This window comes from Kitasatospora herbaricolor (assembly GCF_030813695.1).
Classification (GTDB): domain Bacteria; phylum Actinomycetota; class Actinomycetes; order Streptomycetales; family Streptomycetaceae; genus Kitasatospora; species Kitasatospora herbaricolor.
The window spans coordinates 188,579-209,843 of record NZ_JAUSVA010000002.1 but is presented as its reverse complement, the minus strand read 5'-3'; the positions used below and the strand labels follow the sequence as shown (position 1 = coordinate 209,843).

The 21,265-nt window shown below is 74.5% G+C and carries 20 protein-coding genes and 1 pseudogene; 8 read left to right on the top strand and 13 right to left on the bottom strand.

Annotation, left to right across the window (positions count from 1 at the left end):
• The first annotated feature begins 92 nt into the window (after positions 1-92).
• From J2S46_RS01295 to J2S46_RS01280, 4 genes are all read left to right on the top strand, one after another.
• Entirely contained in the window at positions 93-1,763 is a 1,671-nt protein-coding gene (locus J2S46_RS01295; RefSeq protein WP_191291858.1) for a glycoside hydrolase family 64 protein, read from the top strand.
• A gap of 220 nt (positions 1,764-1,983) precedes the next feature.
• The gene (locus tag J2S46_RS01290; RefSeq protein ID WP_191291859.1) at positions 1,984-2,343 is read left to right on the top strand and encodes a DUF6204 family protein; all 360 of its coding nucleotides are present in this window, start codon (positions 1,984-1,986) and stop codon (positions 2,341-2,343) included.
• 378 nt (positions 2,344-2,721) lie between these two features.
• Positions 2,722-4,212 (top strand): glutamate/gamma-aminobutyrate antiporter GadC, encoded by a 1,491-nt coding sequence (gene gadC, locus J2S46_RS01285; protein WP_191291860.1) that lies wholly within the window; start codon positions 2,722-2,724, stop codon positions 4,210-4,212.
• A complete protein-coding gene (locus J2S46_RS01280; RefSeq protein WP_191291861.1) occupies positions 4,209-4,646 on the top strand; it encodes a hypothetical protein in 438 nt (145 codons plus the stop codon). Before gadC ends, J2S46_RS01280 begins: the two co-directional genes overlap by 4 nt.
• A 128-nt stretch (positions 4,647-4,774) precedes the next feature.
• Here J2S46_RS01280 and J2S46_RS01275 read toward each other — a convergent pair whose 3' ends face one another.
• Both J2S46_RS01275 and J2S46_RS01270 read right to left on the bottom strand, forming a co-directional pair.
• Positions 4,775-5,266, bottom strand: a complete 492-nt coding sequence (locus tag J2S46_RS01275; RefSeq protein WP_073922539.1) for a heme-degrading domain-containing protein — start codon at positions 5,264-5,266, stop codon at positions 4,775-4,777.
• Complete coding sequence (locus J2S46_RS01270; protein ID WP_191291862.1) at positions 5,263-6,357, bottom strand: Gfo/Idh/MocA family oxidoreductase; 1,095 nt, start codon at positions 6,355-6,357, stop codon at positions 5,263-5,265. Before J2S46_RS01270 ends, J2S46_RS01275 begins: the two co-directional genes overlap by 4 nt.
• 69 nt (positions 6,358-6,426) lie before the next feature.
• Between J2S46_RS01270 and J2S46_RS01265 the strand changes: the two genes are divergently transcribed.
• The gene (locus tag J2S46_RS01265; protein WP_191291863.1) at positions 6,427-7,563 is read left to right on the top strand and encodes an ROK family protein; all 1,137 of its coding nucleotides are present in this window, start codon (positions 6,427-6,429) and stop codon (positions 7,561-7,563) included.
• A 277-nt stretch (positions 7,564-7,840) separates the two neighbouring features.
• On the opposite strand, the gene J2S46_RS01260 is transcribed toward J2S46_RS01265, so the two are convergent.
• The 11 genes from J2S46_RS01260 to J2S46_RS01210 all read right to left on the bottom strand — a co-directional run bounded on the left by J2S46_RS01260 (position 7,841) and on the right by J2S46_RS01210 (position 17,777).
• Positions 7,841-8,263: a peptidoglycan-binding domain-containing protein gene (locus J2S46_RS01260; protein WP_191291864.1), complete on the bottom strand. Its 423-nt coding sequence runs from the start codon at positions 8,261-8,263 to the stop codon at positions 7,841-7,843.
• Between the two features lie 107 nt (positions 8,264-8,370).
• Positions 8,371-8,730 carry a peptidoglycan-binding domain-containing protein gene (locus tag J2S46_RS01255; RefSeq protein ID WP_073922543.1) on the bottom strand — a complete coding sequence of 120 codons (360 nt, stop codon included), beginning with the start codon at positions 8,728-8,730 and terminating at the stop codon, positions 8,371-8,373.
• Between the two features lie 96 nt (positions 8,731-8,826).
• Complete coding sequence (locus J2S46_RS01250; RefSeq protein ID WP_191291865.1) at positions 8,827-9,186, bottom strand: peptidoglycan-binding domain-containing protein; 360 nt, start codon at positions 9,184-9,186, stop codon at positions 8,827-8,829.
• A gap of 74 nt (positions 9,187-9,260) precedes the next feature.
• On the bottom strand, positions 9,261-9,659 hold the full coding sequence (locus J2S46_RS01245; protein ID WP_073922545.1) for a peptidoglycan-binding domain-containing protein: 399 nt from the start codon (positions 9,657-9,659) through the stop codon (positions 9,261-9,263).
• A gap of 161 nt (positions 9,660-9,820) precedes the next feature.
• The gene (locus J2S46_RS01240; RefSeq protein ID WP_307348273.1) at positions 9,821-10,912 is read right to left on the bottom strand and encodes a C40 family peptidase; all 1,092 of its coding nucleotides are present in this window, start codon (positions 10,910-10,912) and stop codon (positions 9,821-9,823) included.
• Between the two features lie 216 nt (positions 10,913-11,128).
• Positions 11,129-11,518 (bottom strand): peptidoglycan-binding domain-containing protein, encoded by a 390-nt coding sequence (locus J2S46_RS01235; RefSeq protein ID WP_191291866.1) that lies wholly within the window; start codon positions 11,516-11,518, stop codon positions 11,129-11,131.
• Positions 11,519-11,598: 80 nt separating this feature from the next.
• Positions 11,599-12,120: a peptidoglycan-binding protein gene (locus J2S46_RS01230; protein ID WP_191291867.1), complete on the bottom strand. Its 522-nt coding sequence runs from the start codon at positions 12,118-12,120 to the stop codon at positions 11,599-11,601.
• A gap of 85 nt (positions 12,121-12,205) precedes the next feature.
• Positions 12,206-12,571: a peptidoglycan-binding domain-containing protein gene (locus J2S46_RS01225; protein ID WP_191291868.1), complete on the bottom strand. Its 366-nt coding sequence runs from the start codon at positions 12,569-12,571 to the stop codon at positions 12,206-12,208.
• A 332-nt stretch (positions 12,572-12,903) separates the two neighbouring features.
• Positions 12,904-15,105: an AfsR/SARP family transcriptional regulator gene (locus J2S46_RS01220; protein ID WP_191291869.1), complete on the bottom strand. Its 2,202-nt coding sequence runs from the start codon at positions 15,103-15,105 to the stop codon at positions 12,904-12,906.
• Positions 15,106-15,430: 325 nt separating this feature from the next.
• Positions 15,431-16,942 carry an oxidoreductase gene (locus J2S46_RS01215; RefSeq protein WP_191291870.1) on the bottom strand — a complete coding sequence of 504 codons (1,512 nt, stop codon included), beginning with the start codon at positions 16,940-16,942 and terminating at the stop codon, positions 15,431-15,433.
• 163 nt (positions 16,943-17,105) lie between these two features.
• Positions 17,106-17,777 carry an MBL fold metallo-hydrolase gene (locus J2S46_RS01210; RefSeq protein WP_191291871.1) on the bottom strand — a complete coding sequence of 224 codons (672 nt, stop codon included), beginning with the start codon at positions 17,775-17,777 and terminating at the stop codon, positions 17,106-17,108.
• Positions 17,778-17,942: 165 nt separating this feature from the next.
• On the opposite strand from J2S46_RS01210, the gene J2S46_RS01205 reads away from it, so the two are divergent.
• The 3 genes and pseudogenes from J2S46_RS01205 to J2S46_RS01195 all read left to right on the top strand — a co-directional run bounded on the left by J2S46_RS01205 (position 17,943) and on the right by J2S46_RS01195 (position 21,174).
• A complete protein-coding gene (locus J2S46_RS01205; protein WP_073922553.1) occupies positions 17,943-18,314 on the top strand; it encodes a hypothetical protein in 372 nt (123 codons plus the stop codon).
• Positions 18,314-18,646: pseudogene (locus J2S46_RS01200) on the top strand (ArsR/SmtB family transcription factor); the annotation flags it as partial. The gene J2S46_RS01205 and the pseudogene J2S46_RS01200, both read left to right, overlap by 1 nt.
• Before the next feature lie 1,394 nt (positions 18,647-20,040).
• Positions 20,041-21,174 (top strand): lactate 2-monooxygenase, encoded by a 1,134-nt coding sequence (locus tag J2S46_RS01195; RefSeq protein WP_191291904.1) that lies wholly within the window; start codon positions 20,041-20,043, stop codon positions 21,172-21,174.
• Positions 21,175-21,265: the final 91 nt, after the last annotated feature.

The window sequence follows — 21,265 nt, the reverse complement described above, 5'->3', positions numbered from 1 at the left end:
CATGTCTTGACCGGCGCCTGACACAGCCATCAGGGTGAGCGGTACTTCCCGCGTTCGTAGCCGAGCGCGCCCGACCAGGAGGTCCCCCCACCATGCTCACCCGCCGAAAGCTGCTGGCCGCGTCCGCGGGCGCGGCACTCTCCGTGCCCCTGCTCACCCGGCTGCTGGACTCCACCGCCGGCGCCGCGACCGCGCCGACCCTTCCGCTGGACCTGGTCAACACGACCGGCAGCGCCACGGTCTACGCCTACGTGCTGGGCCGCGACCCGTCGGCCGGGGGCAACTGGGCCTTCGTCCAGTCGGACGGGCGGACGCTCTACCACCCGCCGTCCCCGTCCGCCGACCAGACGCCGCTGGGTGTCGACTGCGCGATCGCGCTCAACGCGTCCGGCGGGGCGGCCCGCGGGGTCACCCTGCCGCACCTGGACAGCGGCCGGATCTACTTCTCGGTCGGCGCCAAACTGACCTTCCTGATGAACCGCGGCGGCGGGCTCGCCCTGCCGTCGGTCAGCAACCCCTCGGACCCGAACATCGCCGTCCGGCACGACTTCTGCGAGTTCACGTACAACAACGACCAGCTCTACGCCAACATCACCTTCGTCGACATGGTCGGCCTGCCGATCTCGTTCCGGCTGGACACCTCCGGTGCCACCCAGACCGTGCGCGGCCTGCCCTCCGACGGCCTGAGCCGGGTGGCCGCCGCGCTGCGCGCCCAGTCGGCCGCGGACGGCTCCGACTGGAGCAAGCTGATCGTCCCCGGCGGTGGCTCGGACCTGCGGGTGCTCAGCCCCAACCTGGCCATCCGCGGCAACAGCGCGCTCTTCAAGGGCTACTTCGACGACTACGTCAACCAGGTCTGGGACAAGTACCGCAGCACCGACCTGCGGATCGACACCCAGTTCACCTGGGGCACCGTCACCGGACGCGTCTCCGGCGACCAGTTGACCTTCCCCGGTGTCGGCAGCTTCGGCAAGCCGTCCACCCTGGCGATCTTCTCCTGCAGCGACGCGCCCTTCACCACCGGCAACGACGAGATGGGCAACCTCAGCGCCCGGCTGGCCGCCGCCCTCAACCGCACCACGCTGCTGGACAACGCGTTCCAGCCCACGGGCGAGAACCCCGCCGCCTTCTACACCCGGGCGCGCACCAACCACTACGCCCGGATCCTGCACTCGACCACCCCGGACGGCCTCGGGTACGCCTTCCCGTACGACGACGTGCACCCGGCCGCGGTGGACTTCGAGGGCAAGGTGCAGTCGGGCGCACCCACCCGGTTCACCATCACCGTCGGCGGCTCGGCGGGCGGCCCCGGCCCCTCCCCGTCGCCCACGCCCACCGCCACCGCGACCGGCGGGACGGGGGCCTTCGGCACCATCCAGGCCGAGACCTTCAGCGCCCAGTCGGGCGCCACGGTGGAGACCTGCTCGGACACGGGCGGCGGCCAGGACGTCGGCTGGCTGGCCAACGGCGACTGGCTGAAGTACTCCGGGGTGCAGTTCGGCACCACCGGGGCCACCCGCTTCTCGGCCCGGGTCGCCTCGGGGGCGGGCGCCGGGATCAGCGGGCTCGTGCAGGTCCGCCTGGGCAGCCCGACGGCCACGCCGGTCGGCGGTTTCGCGCTGGCCTCGACGGGCGGCTGGCAGACCTGGCGGACCGTCCCGGCCGACATCAGTCGGGTCACCGGTACGCAGGACGTCTACCTCACCTTCGACAGCGGCCAGCCCGCCGACTTCGTGAACCTCAACTGGTTCAGCTTCGGCTGAGCCGACCGACCGGGCCGACGGGCCCGGGTACGTCCCCCGGCCGGGCCCCGGACCCGGTCGGGGGACGCCGCCCGGCGGGGGCGCCGTCCCCCGGCCGGGACCTCCGGGCCCGCCGCCGCGTCCGCCGCCGCGTCCACCGCCGGGCCTGCCGCCGGGCCGGGAGCGGCGGCCGCCGGAAACACAGTGGAACCGGAGGGCCGACCCTGCCTATGGTCGGCGGATGAGCACTCGCACCTTCCGCATCACCGTCCGCGGCGTCTTCGACGGGCTCGACGCCGACCAGCGGGCCGAGCTCCTCGCCCGCGCCGCCGAGCACGACGTCCTGCAGGCCGCCTTCACGCCCGAGGGGCATCTCAGCTACGACATCGCCGCCCGGCCGGCCTTCACCTTCCGCTTCAGCGACACGGGGGAGGCGGAGGAGGACATCCTGACGGCGACCGAACGCGCCGAGAACGCGGCCCGGGCCTGGCTCTCCGAGCGCGGCTACGGCTGGAAGAGCCTCAGGTCCCAGGCGGAGGACCTCTCCCAGGCACCCCTCGGCAAGCGCCGGCGTCGTGAGGCCGCCCAGCAGGCCGGCTGACCCGGGGCCCGGGCCGGGCGTCCGGTGACGTCCCGTGCCGCCCGGCGCCCGGTTCCCCCGCCTGCCGGCCCTCTCCCGCCTGCCGGCCTCCTCCCGCCCGCCGGTCCCCGTGCTCGCTCGGTTCCCCGTCCACCGGCCCGGGCCCTGACGGCCTGAAGCCCCGCGCACCTCCCGCCGCGCTCCGACCTCCGCGCGCTCGAACGGCGCCGCGCATCCGGACCGCCTCGCACCCGAACGGCCCTGTGCCCCGAACGGCCCTCCACCCCGAGCGGACCCGCACCCGAACGGTCCAGCCGCAGTGCGGTGGCTGCGTACGGTCACCAGCATGGAGGCCGTGGCGTGCGTCTCCGCGCGCGGCTTGCTACGAGGAGGTGCCCGATGAGCGCTGGGGACGTACCAGCGGACGACGCAGGCAGGCCGGCCAAGGCGAAGACGGCGGGCGCGGTCCGCGCCGCGGCCGGGGTTCAGAAGATCTCCTGGTTGACGCTGGCGATGATGACGACGAGTTCGGTCGCGAGCCTGCGCGCCGCGCCCACCATGGCCGTGTACGGACTCGCCTGCGTCTTCCTCTACCTGGTGCCGGCGATCGTGTTCCTGCTGCCGACCGCGCTGGTGTCGGCGGAGCTGGCCTCCGGCTGGAGCGGCGGGGTCTACAACTGGGTGGCGCAGGGGCTGTCCAAGCCACTGGCCTTCCTCGCGGTCTGGTGCCAGTTCGCCATGACGATCTTCTACTACCCCAGCCTGCTCGCCTTCGTGGCCAGCACCATCTCCTACGTGATCAATCCGGCGCTGGCCAGCAACGGCGTCTACACCGCGATCGTGATCGTGGTCCTGTACTGGACCGGCGTCTGGGTGTCCTCCCGCGGGACCAACGCCGTCGCGGGGCTGGCCTCCGGCGGGCTCATCATCGGAACGCTGATCCCCGGCGCGCTGCTGGTCCTGCTGGGGTTCGTCTTCCTCGGCCAGGGCAACGCCTCCGCCGCGCCGATGAACGCCTCGCACATCCTCCCCGAATGGACCGGCATCGCCAGCCTGGTGCTGATCGTGAACAACTTCCTGAGCTACTCCGGGATGGAGATGAACGCGGTCCACGTCAACAAGCTGCGCAACCCGGCCAAGGAGTTCCCGAAGTCGATGTTCCTGGCCATGGGCATGGTGCTGCTGATCTTCATCCTGCCCGCCCTGGCCATCAGCTGGGTGATCCCGGCCGACCAGCTCAGCCTCACCGCCGGTGTCATGCAGGCCTTCGACGCCTTCTTCCAGTACTTCCACATCGGCTGGCTGGTCCCGATCGTGGCGTTCGCGCTGTGCGCGGCCTCGCTCGGCGGGATGCTCACCTGGCTGGCCGGCCCGTCCAAGGGCCTGCTGCTGATCTCCCGCCAGGAGGGGTACCTGCCGCCCTTCCTGCAGCGGCTCAACAAGCACGGCATCCAGCAGAACATCCTGGTCACCCAGGGCCTGCTCACCACGGCCATCGCCCTGCTGTACGCGCTGATCCCGAACGTCTCCAGCGTGTACTGGATCTTCTCCGTGATCACCACGCAGGTGTACCTGATCATGTATCTGCTGATGTTCGTGGCCGCGATCCAGCTGCGCCGCAAGCAGCCGGACCACGCCCGCGGCTACCGGGCGCCGATGCTCACCGCGCTCTGCGTGGTCGGCTTCGTCGCCTCGGCGCTGGCCATGGTGATCGGCTTCATCCCGTCCTCGCAGTTCGGCGGCGGCAGCGGCTGGGCGTACGTCGGCATCGTGGGCGGCGGACTGCTGCTGCTCGGTGTGGTCATCCCGTTCGGCTTCCTGAAGGCCCGCAAGCCCGGTTGGCGACAGCCCGACGCGGACGCCGTTCCGGTGGACGGAGGCGTGGCATGAGCCCCACCCGGATGTGGTCCGAACACCGCTGGATCTACGTCGGCGCGATCGTGGTGCTGGTCGGCATGATGATCATCGGACTGTTCACGTACACCCAGCAGAAGAACACCAACGAGGCCTACCGGAAGGCGAACCAGCTGAACGATGCCCTCGTGGCCAAGGGCTTCGCCTCGCGCAACCCGAGCAACATCGCCGACACCCTGGGCACCGACGGCGGCGCGATCTGCGAGGACCCGAACTCCTCGTTGCGGCGGGGCCTGTGGCTCGTCCAGCTCGCCAACGGCGCGGGCGGCCCCGGCATGCGTCCGGTCATCGTGGACAAGCGGATCCTGGAGGCCGGCGCCGAGGTGATCAAGGTCTACTGCCCGGACGTGCTGGCCGCCTACCAGGAGAAGATCAACGACCTCAAGACCTCGGACACCGTCAACGACTGAGCGGGCCGGACGGGGGCCGGACCCGTCCAAGGTCCCGGCCCCCGCGGATCACCGGCCCGCCGGCGCTGCCTGCCCGGCCCGCCTGCCCTGCCGGCCCGCCGCCCCGGCACCACCCGCCGGGCGGCGGGTCAGACGGTTTCGAGCCGCCGGTCCAGGTGCCGTTCGAGAGCGGTGACCACCAGGCGGTGGTCCTCGGCCTGGGGGAGACCGGAGACGGCCACCGTGCCCACCACCCCGACGCCCTCCACGTGGATCGGGAAGGCGCCGCCGTGGGCGGCGTAGGTGTCGGCGTCGAGCCGGGAGTCCTGCTCGAAGCTCCGGCCCTTGGCCGCGAAGCGCAGGCCGACCAGGTACGAGGAGCAGCCGTAGCGGTCCACCGTGCGGGCCTTGCGCAGGATCCAGGCGTCGTTGTCGGCCGAGCTGCCCGGCAGCGCGTAGTGGAAGAGCTGCTGGCCGTTGCGCCGGATGTCGACCACCACCGGCGCCTCCTCGGCGCGCGCCAGGCCGACCAGCAGGGTGCCGAGCAGCCAGGCGTCGTCGTTGTCGAAGCGCGGCAGGCGCAGGCGGCGTTCCTCGTCCTCGATCCGCCGGATCAGGACGGTGGCCTCGTCGGGGGTCATCGGGAGGTCCTCTCGGTCAGGGTGACGGTACGGCCCTCGGCGGCCGAGCGGCGGGCGGCCTCCAGGACGGTCAGCGCCGCGACGGCGTCGCGCGGGTCGACCGGGGCGGGCGCGCCCTCGCGCAGGGAGCGGACCACGCCGGCGTAGAAGGCGGGGTAGTCGCCGGGGAGCGACGGGTGCCCGGCGGCGCCCTCCGTGGTGCCGAGCAGGCCGTACCCGGTCTCGGGGACCTCGCCCCAGCCGGGGCCCGGGCGCTGTCCGGCGCGCAGCGCGTCCTCCTGCGGGTCCATGCCGTCGACGGTGTACGCGGAGCGGTCGCCCAGGACGCGCAGGCGCGGTCCGAGCTGTCCGGCGAGGGCGCTCATCCACAGGTGGGAGCGGACCCCGCCGGCGTGGGTGAGCGCCACGAAGGCGTCGTCGTCCACGGCGGCGCCGGTGCGGCGGGCGTCCACCTCGGCGTACACCTGGACGGCGGGGCCGAAGAGGGTGAGCGCCTGGTCGATCAGGTGGCTGCCCAGGTCGTAGAGGATGCCGCCGGCGTCGGCCGGGTCGGCGGACTCGCGCCAGCCCTCCTTGAGCTCGGGCCGCCAGCGCTCGAAGCGGGACTCGTAGCGGTGCACGGTGCCGAGCGCGCCGTCGGCGACCAGCTGCCGGACGGTCCGGAAGTCGGCGTCCCAGCGGCGGTTCTGGAAGACGGTGAGCAGCAGGCCGCGGGCCTCGGCCAGCTCGACCAGGCCGGCTGCCTCGGCGGCGGTGGCGGCGAGCGGCTTGTCCACGACGACGGGGAGCCCGGCCTCCAGGGCGGCCCGGGCGAGCGGCACGTGGCTGCGGTTGGGGGAGGCGACGACCAGCAGGTCGAGGGTGCCCGGGTCGGCCAGCAGCTGCTCGGCGGTGTCCACGGCGCGGGCCTGCGGGTGCTCCCGGCGCAGCTGCTCGCGCCGCTCGGGGTCGGCCGTGACCACGGCGTCCAGGCGCAGGCCGGGCGTGCCGGCGATGAGCGGGGCGTGGAAGGCCGCACCGGCCAGGCCGTAGCCGACCAGTCCGACGCGGAGGGCGGGGTGCCCGGTACCGGGGGTGCTCTCGTTGGTCATGCGATCCAGTTAAACAACACTGTTTCCTAAGTGCAAGCCCGGACGCCCGGGCCCAGGCAGAATGAGCCCATGACGACGCCGCCCCCCGGCCAGGCCGGCACCAGCCGACCGGCCGGCACCAACCTGGCCGGACTGCGCGACCACAACGCCGCCCTCGTCCTCGGCCTGCTCCGGGGCGCCCCGCAGGGCGGCAGCCGCGTCGAACTCGCCACCCGGACCGGCCTCACCCCGCAGGCCATCGGGAAGATCACCGCCCGGCTGCTCGCCGAAGGCATGATCGTCGAAGCCGGCCAGGCCGCCTCCACCGGCGGCAAGCCCCGCACCATGCTCCGACTGCGCGCCGAGGCCGCCTGCGCCGTCGGCGTCCACCTGGAGCGCGACGAGCTCACCGTCCTGCTGGTCGACCTCGCGGGCCGCCACCACCACGTCAGCACCGAACCCGTCGAGCGCGGCCTCGGCCCCGCCGACGCCGTCCGCCTCGTCACCGCTCGGATCGACCGGGCCGCCGCCGACCTGCCGCCCGGGGCCCGGCTGCTCGGCGCCGGCGTCGGCTGCCGCGGACCGCTCGACCACGCCGCCGGCGTCCTGCACTGGTTCACGCCGCTCGGCGCCCGCGACGCGGCGGGCTGGGACCGCTACCCGTTGCGCGACGAACTCGCCGCCCGGCTGGACGGCCTGCCCGTCGTCGTCGACAAGGACACCAACACCGCCGCGCTGGCCGAGGCCCCGACCTCGCAGCGGCCCGGCGGCGGCCTCGCCTACGTCCACCTCGCCGGCGGTCTCGGCGCGGGCCTGCTCCTCGACGGGGCCCTCCACCGCGGCACCCGCACCAACGCCGGCGAGTTCGGCCACCAGACCGTCCAGATCGACGGACCGCCCTGCGACTGCGGCAACCACGGCTGCCTGGAGGTGCTCTGCCTCGCCGAGCTGCGCCGCGGCGACCACGCCGCCGCCGCCCGGCTGCTCGGCGTGGGCGTCGCCAACCTCGTCCGGCTGCTGGACATCGACCGGGTGGTGCTCGGCGGCCGGGCCGTCCTCGCCGCCCCCGACGTCTACCTCGCCGGCGTCGCCGCGCAGATCGAGGCCCGGATCCCGGACCCCGACTGGCAGCCCGTCCCGGTCTCCGTCAGCAGCGCGGGCCGGCTCGCGGTCGCCGTCGGCGCCGCCGAACTCGTCCTCGGCCCGCTGTTCGGCCGCCGGACCTGACGGCACCTGAGGGCGGCGCGCGGTCCGTGCGGGCGGAGGCGCTGGGGGCGGGGAGCAGGACGCGGCCGGGCCCGCGCCCGTGCCCGGGAGCCGCCGGACGGCCGGCGGCCCGGTCCCACCGCTCCACTCGGAGCGGTGGGACCGGGCCGGTCGGGACGGTCGGGTCGGGACGGTCGGGTCGGGACGGTCGGGTCGGGGCCGGCGGCCGGCGGTGCCCGGGGCGGCTCTCTCCCCGTCCGCCCTCCGCCGGACGCCGTCGGCGTGCGCCGGAGCAGGCTCAGAAGCCGTTCGGCAGGTACCGGGTGCAGTAGGCGTCGCTGGGCTGCACCGGGCCGCCGGTGTAGTAGGGGTCGCCGTACTGGAGCAGGTGCTCGCCCGTCATCCGCCCGACGATGCCGTCCTGCACCATGACGCCGGTGGTGTTGGCGCTGAACAGGTACTGGAACTCCTGCACCGCGGCCTTGGTCCTGGGCCCCCAGACGCCGTCCTCGGCGATCGCGGGGTACTGGCCGAAGGCGTAGTGGGAGATGGCGTAGTTGACGGAGTTCTGCACGCACCACACGGCGTGGGTGTTGTTGGGGTAGCCGTCCCCGATGTAGGGGGCGCTGTTGGCGGAGGCACTCGTGGTGGCCCCGGCGAGGGCCGCCGCGGCCAGGGCCGTGGCGCAGGCCCCCTTGGTGAGCCTGTTCCTGATCGTCATGCTGTTCCTCCGGTAGCTGTCTTCACGTGGTTCGGCCGGCTCCGCAGCGGCACCCGGGGGGCCGCTGCCCGAGTCCGGGCGGTGCTGCCTGCGGAATCACCGCCCGGTCAGCAGACGTAGTCCGAGCTGGTGTCCGTGATGTGGGCGTTCAGCTCGCGCCAGGTGTTCGGGCCGACGATGCCGTCCTTGTCGAGGTGGGCGCAGCCCTGGAACTTGACCACGGCGTTGTAGGTCAGCCCGCCGAACTTGCCGTCCACCACGAGGTGGGTGTCGCGCATGTCCGCGTTGAGCTGGCACTGGAGGGCCTTGACCGCGAGGCCGCTGTCGCCGTAGCTCAGCTGGGGCTCGCTGCTGGTGTACGTCCAGCTGCAGTACCCCGAGGAGGCGGCGGAGGCGGTCGGGGCGACGGCGAGCCCGGCGCCGCCGAGCAGGGCGGCGAGGGCGACCGCGGCGATCTTGTGACGCATGAGGGAATCCACTTCTGTCGGACGACTGCGGGGACGAGGCTGTCCCGCCCGGGGCGTGGCCGTGGCGTCGACCGGTCCGGGCGGGGCGGCGGACGGTCAGCAGGGGATGTAGCCGCCGTAGTTGCTCCAGTGGTCCAGCGCGGCCCAGGTCTTCGGGCCGACGATGCCGTCCTTGTCGAGGTGGGCGCAGCCCTGGAACTTGACCACGGCGTTGTAGGTCAGCCCGCCGAACTTGCCGTCCACCGACAGGCCGGTGTTCGCCATCGCGGAGTTCAGCTCGCACTGCAGGGCCTGGACCGGGGCCCCGCTGTCGCCGAAGCTCAGCTCGGGCTCCTGGGTGGACCAGTAGCCGCAGTTCATCGGGCTGGTCGCGGCGGACGCCGGGGCGGCGCTCGCGAAGGCCAGGGCGGTGAACAGGGCGGCGACGGCGCCGAGGGCGGCGGACTTCTTGCGCATCGGTGTGCTCTTCTTCGTTCGGGAGGTGCGGGTGTCGGGGCGTGGCGGCAGCGGGAGCCGGCCGCCGGGCGGGATCAGTCGGTGGTGTGGGAGATGAGCAGCTGCCAGGTGAGCGGGCCGGCGACGCCGTCGGCGGACAGGTTGTAGTCGGCCTGGATGCGGCGCAGCGCGGAGTCGGTGCGGGGGCCGAACTTGCCGTCGACGAAGTCGCCGTTGCCCCACTCGTAGTCGGTCAGGCCGAAGGCGCCCAGGTCCTCCTGGAGCTCCTTGACGCAGATGCCGGTCGAGCCCTGGCGGAGGTACACGTTCGGTATGGTCCAGACGCCGTTCGGCGAGGTGCGGGTGCCGACCGCGTTGAAGCAGGCGGAGCGGGAGGTGTCGGCCTGTGCGGGGGAGGCGACGACGAGGGTGCCGGTGAGGGTGACGAGGCCCAGGACGGCGAGCGAGCGGGCGGAACGGGTGACGCGTGACATGCGGAGAACTCCCTTTGTCGACAAGGTGATGGAAGGGTCGGTCGGCGGTGTCCCGGGCTCTCGATGTGCCGCCGGGACGCCGTCGGGCCGTCAGGGGGTGTCGGCGGCAGGGGCGATGCCCTGCGGCCTCGGAGACCGGTGCCCGTGGGCGGGCCCCGGGCTCAGCTGTAGTGGTAGTAGCCGATCAGCGACGAGTGGGCCGAGACCGGCTCGGAGGCCACGAACTTCCCGGTGGCGGGCGCGTTGATCATCGTCGGCACGCCGCCGGGCGCGCCGGTGTAGATGCCGACGTGCGCCGGGTCAGCGGTGCTCGCACCGAAGAACACCAGGTCGCCGGGGACGGCGGCGCCTTGCGCGACCGGGTGGAACCGGGGGTTGGCGATCTGGTTGTCGGTGATCTGGCCGATGTCGCCGACGCCGGCCTGCCAGTACACCCAGCGGGTCAGGCCGGAGCAGTCCAGGCCCACCGTGCGGTCGGCCGGGCAAGGTGTGACGACACCGGTGTAGCCGTCGCAGGTGCCGATCGAAGGACCGGTCGGGCCGTCGTGGCCGCCGCCCCAGACATAGGGCAGGTAGGCGTCGAGGGCGGCCTCGGCATAGCTGACCACCGCGGCGTAGCGGCCGGAACCCTGGTCGGCGGGGGCCGGCGGCACCGGCTCGCCGTAGAGCTTGGCCTTGGTCGCGGGGCCGACCAGGCCGTCCGGGCCCAGGCCGTTCGCGGACTGGAAGTTCTTGACGGCCGTGAGGGTGGCGGGGCCGAAGTCCCCGTCGACGGTCAGCGCGGCGCCGCGGCCGTTCAGCCGGCGCTGCAGTTCGGTGACGCAGCCGTCCCGTTCGCCCTGGCGGACCACCACGGCGCAGTGCGGCGAGGTGAGCCGGACGGCGGCGGTCGGCGTGGCGTACAGGGCGCTCTTGGTGGCGGCGCCGACCTGACCGTCGACGGTCAGGCCCACGGCGGACTGGAAGCCCTTGACCGCGACGGCCGTGGTCGGGCCGAAGTCCCCGTCGACCACGATGCTGGCGCCGTGGGTGTCCAGCAGGTTCTGCAGTTCGGTGACGCAGCCGTCCTGCTCGCCCTGGGCCATCAGGGCCGGGCAGGAGGCGGAGGTCAGCGGGACGGCGGCGGGCGCGGCCTGCGCGGCGCCGGTACCGCCCGCGAGCAGGCAGCAGGCCGCGGCGACGGCCGTGAGCAGCGCGCCCGGGCGGCGGGGCCGGCCCCGGCGGAGCCGGGCGAGCGGAAGGGTCACGGGCATGGGTCTTCTCCGGTCTGTCGGGAGCGGGGTGCGTCCGACCGGCGTGCGGCGGGCCGGCAGGGCTCGTGGAGCCGGGGGCGGAACCGGCGCGCGCCCCGGAAACGGCGGGGGCGCGCCGGCCTCCGTGCGCGGCGGGGGTCCGCGCACCCGGTGGTGCGTGCCGCACCGGTCTGGGTGGGCGGGGCCGGCCCGGTCGCGCCGGGGCCGCCCCCGGGCTCAGTCGCCCAGCCCGGAGTCGCTGGGGATGTAGGGGAAGCAGTCGCCCGAGGTGCCGCCGTGGGAGTCGCCGCGGTAGAGGAGGTTGTCCCCGGTGAAGGGCCCGACGATGCCGTCCGCTTTCACGCCCACGAAGCTCTGGAACCACTGCACCTGGGCCTTGGTCCGCGGGCCCCAGACGCTGTCCTCGGAGACGGTGGCACGGCCGTTCTGCCGGGCCACGACGTTGGCCAGGTGCTGCACGCACCAGACCGCCTTCGAACCGTTGGCGTAGCCGTCGCCGATGTAGCCCGCGCTCGACGAGGCGTGTGCCGCGCCCGTCGACAGTGCGGCGGCCAGTGCGGCCGCGCCGGCCACCGCCGAGGCCCGGCGCCGGAGGTTCCTACCCATGTCTCTTCTCCTGGTCCGATGGTTGATGGTGCGGGCGGTCCGGGCCCGGTGAACGGGCCGGACCGGGACGAGCGGGGAGCTCAGCACCCGTCCGGGTAGGCGTAGTCGGCCTGGGTGAAGCCCCGCAGCGGGCCACGGAAGCCGTAGGCGCCGCTGGTGGTGTTGCGGACGAAGTAGACGGTGCGCGCCTCACCGCTGAATCCGACGATCCCGTCGGAGGAAAGGAACAGCCGCCCGCCGGCCCTGCCGAAGGTCTGGCCGCCGACCGCGCCGTCGGACGTCACCCCGTGGTTCGACTGCCACTGCCGGGTCGCGCTGTCCGTCCCGTTCCCGAACTTGCAGTCCACGCCCGACTCGGAGAGGTAGCCGTCCGCGTAGAGGACCATCTGCCACAGGCCGGCGGCGCCGCTGTGGGAGTGCTGGGTGACGGACAGCACGCCTTCGTCGTTCCAGTCGTCGCCCACGGCGTCGAAGCCGTTGACGTATCCCTGGCCGACGGCCGCCTGGGCGCTCGGGCCGGTGGTCAGAACGCCGGTGACGGCGAGGGCGACGGCGAGAAGTGTCGTCGTGGCGCCGGTCCTGACGCCCTTCCTGCTGCTCATGGGTGCTTCTTCTCTCTGCGAGGTCTGTCGTTCCGGGTGAACACCCGGGGTACCGCGGTGCCGCTCCCGTCGAGGGGCGGGGCGGTCAGCAGTTGAGCTTCGCCTCGCCGGGGAGGTAGCTCCACGCGTCGAGCTGGCCCCAGGTCTTCGGGCCCACGATCCCGTCCCGCTGGAGGCCGTTGCAGCCCTGGAACTTGACGACGGCGTTGTAGGTCAGCCCGCCGAAGACGCCGTCCACGGTGAGGTGCGTGTTGGCCATGTCCTCGTTCAGCTGGCACTGCAGCGCCATCACCGCGGGGCCGCTGTCGCCGTAGCTCAGCTGGGGCTCGCTCGTGGTGTACCCCTTGCCGCAGTACTGGGAGGCGGTGGCGGCCGAGGCGGCGGGTGCGGTGCTGAGGCCGACGCCGGCGAGGAGGGCGGCGGCGCCCAGGACGGCGAGCTTCTTGCGCATCAGGGAGTTCTCTTTCGTTGGCGACGACGGGCGCACGCGGAGCAGCGGCGTCCGTCGTGCCGGTCGGTGGTGGTCGGTGGAGCCTCGGCCCGCGGGCGGACCTGTCGCGTCCGCGGTCAACCGGTCCGAGGCGGAGGGCAGTCGAGGGCAGGGCGGGCCCGGCCGCGGTGCGGGGAAGCTCGTCGGCAGCACGTCCCCGCCCGCTGCACCCCCACTCTCGCAGCGGCCGCTTCCCGCCTGCCTCCCGTGCTCTTCCCGCCTTCTTCGCGGATCCTTCCCGCCCGTTTCGCGGCCCCGCCCGCTCGCGCCCGCCCTCCTCGGCTGCCCGCCGGTCAGCCGGCGGCCCGCAGGCCCGCGCCCCCGTCGGCGACCAGCCGGTCCTCCCGGTAGGCGGTGAGGGGGACGGCCGGCGCAGCCGTGCGCGGACGGCCGGGGAAGGGCAGGGCGTCGGCTTCGACGAGACTGCTCAGGTGCCAGTCGGTGACCCGTCCGATTGCCGCCTGCCGGCCGGCCTGCGACTCCTCGGCGGTGGCCCGCTCCGCGGCGAAGAGCCGCAGCAGGTCGTGCAGCCGGTAGTGGCCCGGGGCGGGCGACTCCAGCAGGCCGGCGTCCACGAGCTGTTCCAGGACGGCCTCGGTCCGGGCGGGGGACAGGTCGAACAGGGCCGCCGCGGCGGCCTGGCTGATCACGGAGCCGGGTGCGATGCCCAGCAGCCGGAACGCCCGCGCCGGGTCGGGGGTCCGCCCGGATCCGTCCGGCGCGGGCAGTCGGCGGTAGCTCGTCGCGAAGCAGGTGCGGACGGCGAGGTCGTCGACGTGCAGCTCGTCGAGCGTCCTGCTGCGGTCGCCGAGCCGGGCCGCCAGGGCGGCCACCGTCCAGTGGCGCCGCACGGTGAGGCGGGCGGCGGCGATGCGCAGGGCCAGCGGCAGGCCCGCGCAGGCGGCGAGGACCTCGGCGGTGGCCTCGGGCTCGGCGCCGGCCCGGCGCCGGCCGACGATACCGGCGAACAGGGCGTGGGCCTCGGTGTCGTCCAGCCGTTCGAGGTCCAGCCGGTGGGCGCCGACCAGGCCGGCGAGCTTGCCGCGACCGGTGACCACCACCGCGCACCGGCCGGAGCCGGGCAGCAGCGGGCGGATCTGGGTGACGTCCCGGGCGTCGTCCAGCACCACCAGCACGCGCCGGCGTGCGAGCACGCTCCGGTAGAGGGCGGCGCGGGCCTCCTCCTCCGCGGGGACGGCGCCGGCGGGCACGCCGAGGGCCCGCAGGAAGGCGGCCAGTACCTCGGTGGGCGCCGCGGGCACGCGGTCGCCGCCGCGCAGGTCGGCGTGGAGCTGCCCGTCCGGGAAGTGCGCGGCGGCCCGGTGGGCCGCGTGCAGGGCCAGCGCGGTCTTGCCGATCCCGCCCGGCCCGGTGACCGCGCAGACCCGCAGGCCGCATTCGCCCGGCTGGTCCGCGGCGTGCCGCAGCAGGTCCCGCAACTCCCGCAGTTCGGTGCAACGCCCGGCGAAATCGGCCACCGTCGGCGGGAGTTGGGCGGGGCGGAACGCGAGGGCGACCGGGTCGGGCGACGGGTCGGGCGCCGAGGACGGGTCGAGATCCCCGGCCGGGGCCTGCGCCGGGCCGCTGCCGGACGAGGGCTCGGCGGGCTGCCGCTCCGGCGGTCCGGCGAGGGCACCCGGTAGGACGCCGGCCGGCTCCCGTGTCCCCGGACCGGGGACACCGAGGAGGGCCCGGTCGCCCCGCAGGACGGCGCTCTCCAGGTCGCCGATGGACCGGCCGGGATCGAGGCCGTACTCCTCGCCGAGCCGCAGGCGCACCCGGCGGATCACCGCCAGCGCGTCGGTCTGCCGCCCGCTGCGGTAGAGCGCCAGGACCAGACGTTCGGCGATCCCCTCCCGGGTCGGGTAGCGGTCGAGCACCGCACCCAGCTCGGGCACCAGCTCCTGATGGCGTCCCAGGGACAACTCCAGGTCGGCGAGCAACTCCTGGGCGGCGAAGCGCTCTTCCTCCAGATGCGCGCGGGCGGCCTCGGCGAACGGGGCCTCCAGCCCGGCGAGCGCCGTCCCCCGCCACAGGCCCAGTCCCTCGCGCAGCGCCGACGCGGCGCCGGCCGGGTCACCGCCGCAGGACAGCCGGCGCGCTGCGTCCAGGCCCTGCCGGAACCGTACGACGTCGACGTCGGCCTCCTCGGTGAGCAGGCAGTAGCCGCCGTTACGGGAGACCAGCGGTTGGGCACCGCCGGTGCGGAGGGTCTTCCGCAGCTCGGAGACCGCGGCGTGGACCCGGCCCCGCGCGGTGGCCACCGGGTTCTCCCCCCAGACGGCGTCCACGAGTTGCTCGGTGGTCACCGGCCGGTCGGCGTGCAGCAGCAGCCAGGTGAGGACGGCGCGGTGGCGCGGGCGCTCCACCGCGGCCGGCCGGCTCCCGTGGTGCACCTCCAGCGCGCCCAGGATGCCGTACCGCCACCTCTCGGCGGCGTCACCGCCCGGGAGCTCCTGCGGACACCCGGCCCTCCGGGTCACGGTCGTACTCATCGCGATGATCAACCCCCATGGATATCGCGCAGCGGATTTCTACCGACGGACCGTAAACTAACTTTCGGCACCAACGGTTGCTTAACGTCTCAACAACAGCGGCCACGATCGCGGCGTTGCCCGGGTCCTGACCCGGGGGCCGCCGGGGGCCGCCGCGGCCGGCCGCGACGCGTGGCCGCCGGGAGCGCTGAACGGCCAGGTCGGCGGGACGGCCCCAGGAATCGTCCGGGGAACCGTCCGAGGCAGCGCGTGCGGTGGCGCGCGGGGCGGGCCAGGGGGCCGCCCCGTCGCCGCGCGTCCGTCCCGACGCCTGCGCCGCGCCCGGTCAGGCCCGGTTGAGCGAGCGGGTGATGCCCGCCAGGACGGCGGTGGTGAGCAGCCAGCCGGCGGCGATCAGGCCGTAGCCGAGCCACTGGTGGTAGCCGGTCCAGTACCAGGCGGTGCGCTGGCCGAACCCGCCGATCGGGACCAGCAGGTCCAGGGTGTAGACGAACGGGTTGAAGGGCGCGCCCTGGCCGGGCTGGACCGGGGAGGCGGTGCCGCGCCCGAACACCGCCGTGCCCACCGCCACCAGGCCGAGCAGCCACAGGCCCGCCTGCCAGGGGCGGTACCCGTAGCCGACGGTGACGTCCAGCAGGAGTCCCCACGCCCGGCCCAGCGGGGTCAGGGTGCGACGGCGCCGGCGCTGCTTGGCGAGCAGCACCCGGCGGGCGTCGTCGTCATGGCCGATCTTCCGGTACCAGGAGGCGAGCTGCTCGTACGGCTGGGGCGCGTAGCCCGCCAGGGCGTCGAGCCAGGCGAGGCGGGCGGCCACGCCGTCCGCGCCGGGGCCGTCGGGTGGCAGCTGGAGGGAGCCGTAGACGAACCCGTCGAGACGGGTGTCGGCGGGCCAGCTGTGCTCGTTGTCGTGCAGCACGGCGGCCTGCGCCTCGCGCAGGTCCACGGCGCCCACAGGCCGTGTGGCGGTGGTGAGTTGGAGATCGCCGACGCGCAGCCGGGTGGCATCGAGGGAGACCGGCCCGCCGGTGAGCCGGGCGCCGTCCAGGGAGAGCCGGCTGCGGACGCTCGCCCCGGGCAGCCGGATCGCGCCGTTCGCGGTGAATCCGTCGCTGAGCAGCATCGTGGAGGCACTGAGGTCCTCGCCGCTGATCGCGTCCGCGCCCGGGTTGTCGATGGTGGCGTGCTCCATGAACAGCCCGCCGTTGAACTGGGCCCCGACCAGCCGCAGTCCGCCGCGTGCGGTGAAGCCGTGGCGGGCGAAGCAGCCGCCGTCCAGGACCAGCCCGCCGGCCCAGAGCGCCCAGGTGCCGGCGGCGTGCGCCGCGCCGTCCGCGGCCTCGACACCGAGCAGTTCACGGGCGGTGAGGCGGACGCCGCTGAGTCGCAGCTCGCCGGTGATGTGGGCGCGGGTCAGGGTCAACCGGCCTTCGATCGTGGAGTCCTGGAAGAAGAGGTTGCCCTCGACCTGCAGCAGCCAGCCGTCCAGGCCCGGTATCCAGCAGCCGATGAAGCCGGTGGAGCGCATCGAGGCGCCGCGCAGCACCACGGGCTGCTCGATCCGGCAGCCCTCCAGGGTGACGGTGCATCCGACGCTGCCGTCGGCGAGGTCGAGCGCCCCGGTGATCAGTGCCCCGGCCAGCCGCAGCCGCCCGGTCGAACCGCCGAGCAGCAGCGCCCTGAGCACCTCGGCCCGTACGGTGCGCTCCTCGCCCCAGCCGGCACCGGCCCGCGGGTCGTCCGGCCCGGCGGATCCGCTGCGCAGGTCCACCAGGGTGCCGGCGGCGAAGCCGTCCCACACCCGCTGCTCCGGCCCGCTCAACTCCGTGTACGTCAGCACCCCGTGCCTCCCCCTGCTCGACCCCGGCCCCGGAGCACCCTAGCGTCCGGCCGCGCGAGGCCGGCCCGCGGGTGATCGAATCCGCGTCAGGCCGGCGGGCACCGGCCGGGCGGCGAGGGCGAGGGACGGGGTGAGTGGTGGGGCGAGGGCCGGCCGGCCGCCGTCACCGGGTGGCCGCGGCGGCGGCGCGGAGGGCGGCCGCCGCGCCGGTGACGACCGGATCGCCGTGTCCGAAGACCGCCGTTTCGACCTTCAGCTCCGCGAGCCGGTGCAGTGACTCGACGGCCCGGGCCCGGTCGGTGTTGAAGACGCCCAGCATGGTCCGTCCGACGTTGGCGACCGCGTCGCCGGTGAACAGCAGCCGGGGGCCGGGCAGATGGAGCGCGATCGACCCGTCCGTGTGTCCGGGCGCCGCCACCACCACGGCCCCGCCGCCGAAGTCCAGCACGTCGCCCGCCTCCACCTCCTGGTCCACCCGGCACGGCGGAGCCGGCGGCAGCGGCGGCAGCGCCGCCCGGATCGGGATCTCGAACTCCTCCAGCACCGGCGGCGCCCCCGCCGTACGGCCCCGGACGACGGGGGCCTCCAGGCGGTGCGCCACCACCTGCGCCCCGTGCCGGGCGGCCAGTTCGGCGGCCGAGCCGGTGTGGTCCTCGTGCCAGTGGGTGAGGACGATCCGCCGTAGCGGGAGGTCCAGCAGCTTCTCGATCTCCGCCGCGCGGTCCGCCGTCCCGGTGTCCACCAGGGTGAGTTCCCGGCCGTCCCGCCAGAGGTAGGCGGCGCCCACCGGGAAGCGCAGCATGCGCAGGTCGGGGAGTACGTCGATCACGTCCATGCCCGTCATCCTGCGCCGGCCGGCCGGGCGTCATGCCGTTGTTCGCTGACGGCTCATCAGTGCTGCCCTGGTCCCGTCCGGGCAAGGTACCGCACCGGATCCACGAATTGCGGACTTTTGCAATTCACATGATGCACAGTCAGTTCAAGGACTAGCGTTGCGGTCATGGCACACACAGACGTGGCGTTGAAGGAAGCGATGATGATCGAGGGCGCGATCGGCGTCGCCCTCGTGGACGTGGGCAGCGGCATGGCCCTCGGCACCCTGGGCGGCGACCGTGACTTCGACCTGGCCGTCGCCGCCGCGGGGAACACCGACCTGGTCCGCGCGAAGGCCCGCACGATGGAGATGCTGGGGCTGAAGGACTCCATCGAGGACATCCTGGTGACGCTCACCAACCAGTACCACCTGATCCGGCCGCTGACCTCCCGCAACGGCAGCGGGCTGTTCCTCTACCTGGCGCTCGACCGCAACCGCGCGAACCTCGCGATGGCCCGTCGCCGGCTGCAGCTGGTGGAGAGCGAGCTGGAGGTCTGATGCCGCAGCCCCCGCTCTACCAGGTCAAGGCCGACTTCTTCCGGATGCTCGGCCACCCGGTGCGGATCCGCGTGCTGGAGCTGCTCCAGGGCGGTCCGCTCCCGGTGCGGGCGCTGCTGGCCGACATCGGGGTCGAGCCCTCCAACCTCTCCCAGCAGCTGGCCGTCCTGCGGCGCTCGGGCATAGTCGTCTCCCACCGCGAGGGGACGGTGGTGCTCTACGCCCTGGCCGGCGGGGACGTCGCCGACTTCCTGCGCTCCGCCCGGCGGATCCTGACCGTCCTGCTCTCCGATCGTGAGGGCGTGCTGGAGCAGCTGCGTGAGGAAGAGGTCCCCGGCGACCTCGCGGCGGACGTCCCGGCCGGTCCGCACGCCGGTGCCGCCGCCGGCTCGGTCGCCGGTTCGGGGGCGGACGCCGTGGACGGGGTCGACGCCGCCGACGGTTGTCCTGCCGGCGCGGACGCCGGACGTCCGGAGCTTCTCGACGTGGACCCGGGCATCCTCGCCGAGGCGGCGGCCGGCCGCGACTGACCGCCGCGGGCCGACGGTGGCAGGGCCAGCGGCCCGCACGCCCCGACGTCGCCGGCCCGGTGGCGGCCCGCCGGTCGGGGTCGCCACCGGGGCGCACCGCGATCGGCGCGGGCGGCACCGGCCGCCGTCGGAGCACCGGTCGAAGATCCCCGAGTCGTCCCGTCGTGATCGCACGCACGCGCTGCGGGCCGAGGACATGCCACGCACGGTGGTGCCTTCGAGCCGGCGGAACGGGCGGGTACCGGGGTCCCGCGACATCCGTGATCACTTCCGGCGCGAGTCCGGCCGGCTCGGGCAGGCCGGTTGGGGCAGGTCGGCCCGGAAGGTCCGCCGGTGTGCGGGCTCAGGCCCCGGTCCCCGGCCGGTGCCGGAGGGACCGTCCCCACCGCCGGCGGCATTCCGAGACGGCGGCCCGCACCACGGCCGCCGGACCGGCCGGGGCCGCCTCCGCCCGCCCACCGGTGCGGCTCAGCCACACCATGGCCAGCGGTTCCACCCGGCCGCCCCCGGTGCCGGTCCCGACCCCGGCTCCGGCCCAGGACGGACGGAACGGGGCCCGCGGCCCGGCGGCGGAAGCCCGCGCGTCCCTGTCCCGCGCGTCCTTGCCCCCGGAATCCTCAGCCGGTGCGGCGTTCCCCGGTGCCGGCCCGGCCGGCGCGGCGGCCGACGAGCCCCCGGACCGGGCGGCCCAGGCAGCGGGCAGCGGGCCGCCGTGCACCCGGTAACCGCGCCGCAGCCGGAAGAAGTACGCCAACGCCGCCGGCGCGGCCGCCGCCACCTCGGTCATCTCCTCGTCCGGATCACGGGGCCTGGTGAAACACGTCCAGCCGCAGCAGGCGAACGGGTTCCACGGCACCTGCCGCCCGCAGCCCTCACAGGTCATCGTCGGCACGGCCGCGCACCTCCCTAGCCGAGTGCAGCGCTCCCACCCACCGTACTCGCAGCCGCCCGGCCCCGGACGGGGGAGCGGAACCAGCGGCCGGGGCGCCGCTCCGGCCGCCGGGCATCCGGCCGGCCGCGGGTGATCCGCCCGGCGCGGCCGCCGGTCCTTGACGGGCCGGGTGGGCGCTTGCAGGCTACCTCTCGCACGGGACACCAGCCGTGCCAACTCGCCTCGGGAGACAGCCTTGACGCAGGAAGCGCCGCACCCGCCCGGAAACTACGGCGACCACCAGCTGGGCATCTACCTGAACGGCATGTTCGCCGACCGGACCCCGGACCTGACGACCGACCTGGCCGCCCTGGAGGACCAGGCCCGCGCCGCCCTCGCGCCGGAGGCGCTCGGCTACGTGGTGCCGAGCGCGGGCAGCGGGGCCACCGCGCGGGCCAACCGGGAGGCCTTCGACCGCTGGCGGATCGTGCCGCGGATGCTCCGCAGCGGCGCGCAGCGCGACTTGACCTGCGAAGTCCTCGGCACCTCGATGCCGGCGCCGCTGCTGATCGCCCCGATGGGGGTGCAGACCCTGGCCCACCCCGACGGCGAGCGGGCGACCGTCCGCGCGGCGGCCGCGCTGGGCGTGCCCTACATCCACTCCACCCAGGCCGCGCACTCCTTCGAGCAGATCGCCGAGGCCGGCGGGGACGCCCCGCGCTGGTACCAGCTCTACTGGCCGACCGACCGCGACGTCTGCCTGAGCTTCCTGGAGCGCGCCAAGGTCACCGGTTTCTCGACCCTGGTGCTCACCCTCGACACGCCCATGCTCGGCTGGCGGCCCGCCGACCTGAACCGCGGGTTCCTGCCCTTCCTGCGCAACGTCGGCATCGCCAACTACCTCACCGACCCGGCGTTCCTCGCCAAGCTCGACAAGCCGGTCGAGGAGGACCCGGGGGCCGCCGCGCTGCACTGGGCGAAGATGTTCCCCAACCCCGGCCTGAGCTGGGCCGACCTGCCCTTCCTCCGGGAGCACTGGGACGGGCCGATCCTGCTCAAGGGCATCAACGCCGTCGAGGACGCCCGGCTCGCCGCCGACCACGGGATGGACGGCGTGGTGGTGTCCAACCACGGCGGGCGGCAGGTGGACGGCGCGATCGGCGCGCTGGACGCCCTCCCGGCCGTCGCGGACGCGGTCGGCGACCGGATCGCCGTGCTCTTCGACTCGGGTGTGCGCAACGGCGCCGACACGGTCAAGGCCCTGGCCCTCGGCGCCCGGGCCGTCCTGCTCGGCCGCCCGGTGCTCTACGGCCTGGCCCTGGCCGGACAGGAGGGCGTCGACCACGTCCTGCGCTGCCTGCTGGCCGAACTCGATCTCACCCTCGCGCTGTCCGGGTACGTCAGCCACCGCGGGCTGAGCCGGGAGTCGCTGGCCCGCGCGCAGCGGTCGGCTCCTTAGGACAGGCCTGGGCCGGCCGGGCCGAGGTGCGGCTCAGCCGGAAGGGGCCGGTGGCCCGGATCTCGACGGTCCGGGCCACCGGCCCCTCGCG

What these genes read in the sequence shown, in the direction of transcription:
- J2S46_RS01295 (WP_191291858.1), top strand. Translation starts at nt 93, where the DNA reads ATGCTCACCCGCCGAAAGCTGCTGGCCGCGTCCGCGGGCGCGGCACTC.
- J2S46_RS01290 (WP_191291859.1), top strand. Translation starts at nt 1,984, where the DNA reads ATGAGCACTCGCACCTTCCGCATCACCGTCCGCGGCGTCTTCGACGGG.
- gadC (WP_191291860.1), top strand. Translation starts at nt 2,722, where the DNA reads ATGAGCGCTGGGGACGTACCAGCGGACGACGCAGGCAGGCCGGCCAAG.
- J2S46_RS01280 (WP_191291861.1), top strand. Translation starts at nt 4,209, where the DNA reads ATGAGCCCCACCCGGATGTGGTCCGAACACCGCTGGATCTACGTCGGC.
- J2S46_RS01275 (WP_073922539.1), bottom strand. Translation starts at nt 5,266, where the DNA reads ATGACCCCCGACGAGGCCACCGTCCTGATCCGGCGGATCGAGGACGAG.
- J2S46_RS01270 (WP_191291862.1), bottom strand. Translation starts at nt 6,357, where the DNA reads ATGACCAACGAGAGCACCCCCGGTACCGGGCACCCCGCCCTCCGCGTC.
- J2S46_RS01265 (WP_191291863.1), top strand. Translation starts at nt 6,427, where the DNA reads ATGACGACGCCGCCCCCCGGCCAGGCCGGCACCAGCCGACCGGCCGGC.
- J2S46_RS01260 (WP_191291864.1), bottom strand. Translation starts at nt 8,263, where the DNA reads ATGACGATCAGGAACAGGCTCACCAAGGGGGCCTGCGCCACGGCCCTG.
- J2S46_RS01255 (WP_073922543.1), bottom strand. Translation starts at nt 8,730, where the DNA reads ATGCGTCACAAGATCGCCGCGGTCGCCCTCGCCGCCCTGCTCGGCGGC.
- J2S46_RS01250 (WP_191291865.1), bottom strand. Translation starts at nt 9,186, where the DNA reads ATGCGCAAGAAGTCCGCCGCCCTCGGCGCCGTCGCCGCCCTGTTCACC.
- J2S46_RS01245 (WP_073922545.1), bottom strand. Translation starts at nt 9,659, where the DNA reads ATGTCACGCGTCACCCGTTCCGCCCGCTCGCTCGCCGTCCTGGGCCTC.
- J2S46_RS01240 (WP_307348273.1), bottom strand. Translation starts at nt 10,912, where the DNA reads ATGCCCGTGACCCTTCCGCTCGCCCGGCTCCGCCGGGGCCGGCCCCGC.
- J2S46_RS01235 (WP_191291866.1), bottom strand. Translation starts at nt 11,518, where the DNA reads ATGGGTAGGAACCTCCGGCGCCGGGCCTCGGCGGTGGCCGGCGCGGCC.
- J2S46_RS01230 (WP_191291867.1), bottom strand. Translation starts at nt 12,120, where the DNA reads ATGAGCAGCAGGAAGGGCGTCAGGACCGGCGCCACGACGACACTTCTC.
- J2S46_RS01225 (WP_191291868.1), bottom strand. Translation starts at nt 12,571, where the DNA reads ATGCGCAAGAAGCTCGCCGTCCTGGGCGCCGCCGCCCTCCTCGCCGGC.
- J2S46_RS01220 (WP_191291869.1), bottom strand. Translation starts at nt 15,105, where the DNA reads ATGAGTACGACCGTGACCCGGAGGGCCGGGTGTCCGCAGGAGCTCCCG.
- J2S46_RS01210 (WP_191291871.1), bottom strand. Translation starts at nt 17,777, where the DNA reads ATGGACGTGATCGACGTACTCCCCGACCTGCGCATGCTGCGCTTCCCG.
- J2S46_RS01205 (WP_073922553.1), top strand. Translation starts at nt 17,943, where the DNA reads ATGGCACACACAGACGTGGCGTTGAAGGAAGCGATGATGATCGAGGGC.
- J2S46_RS01195 (WP_191291904.1), top strand. Translation starts at nt 20,041, where the DNA reads ATGTTCGCCGACCGGACCCCGGACCTGACGACCGACCTGGCCGCCCTG.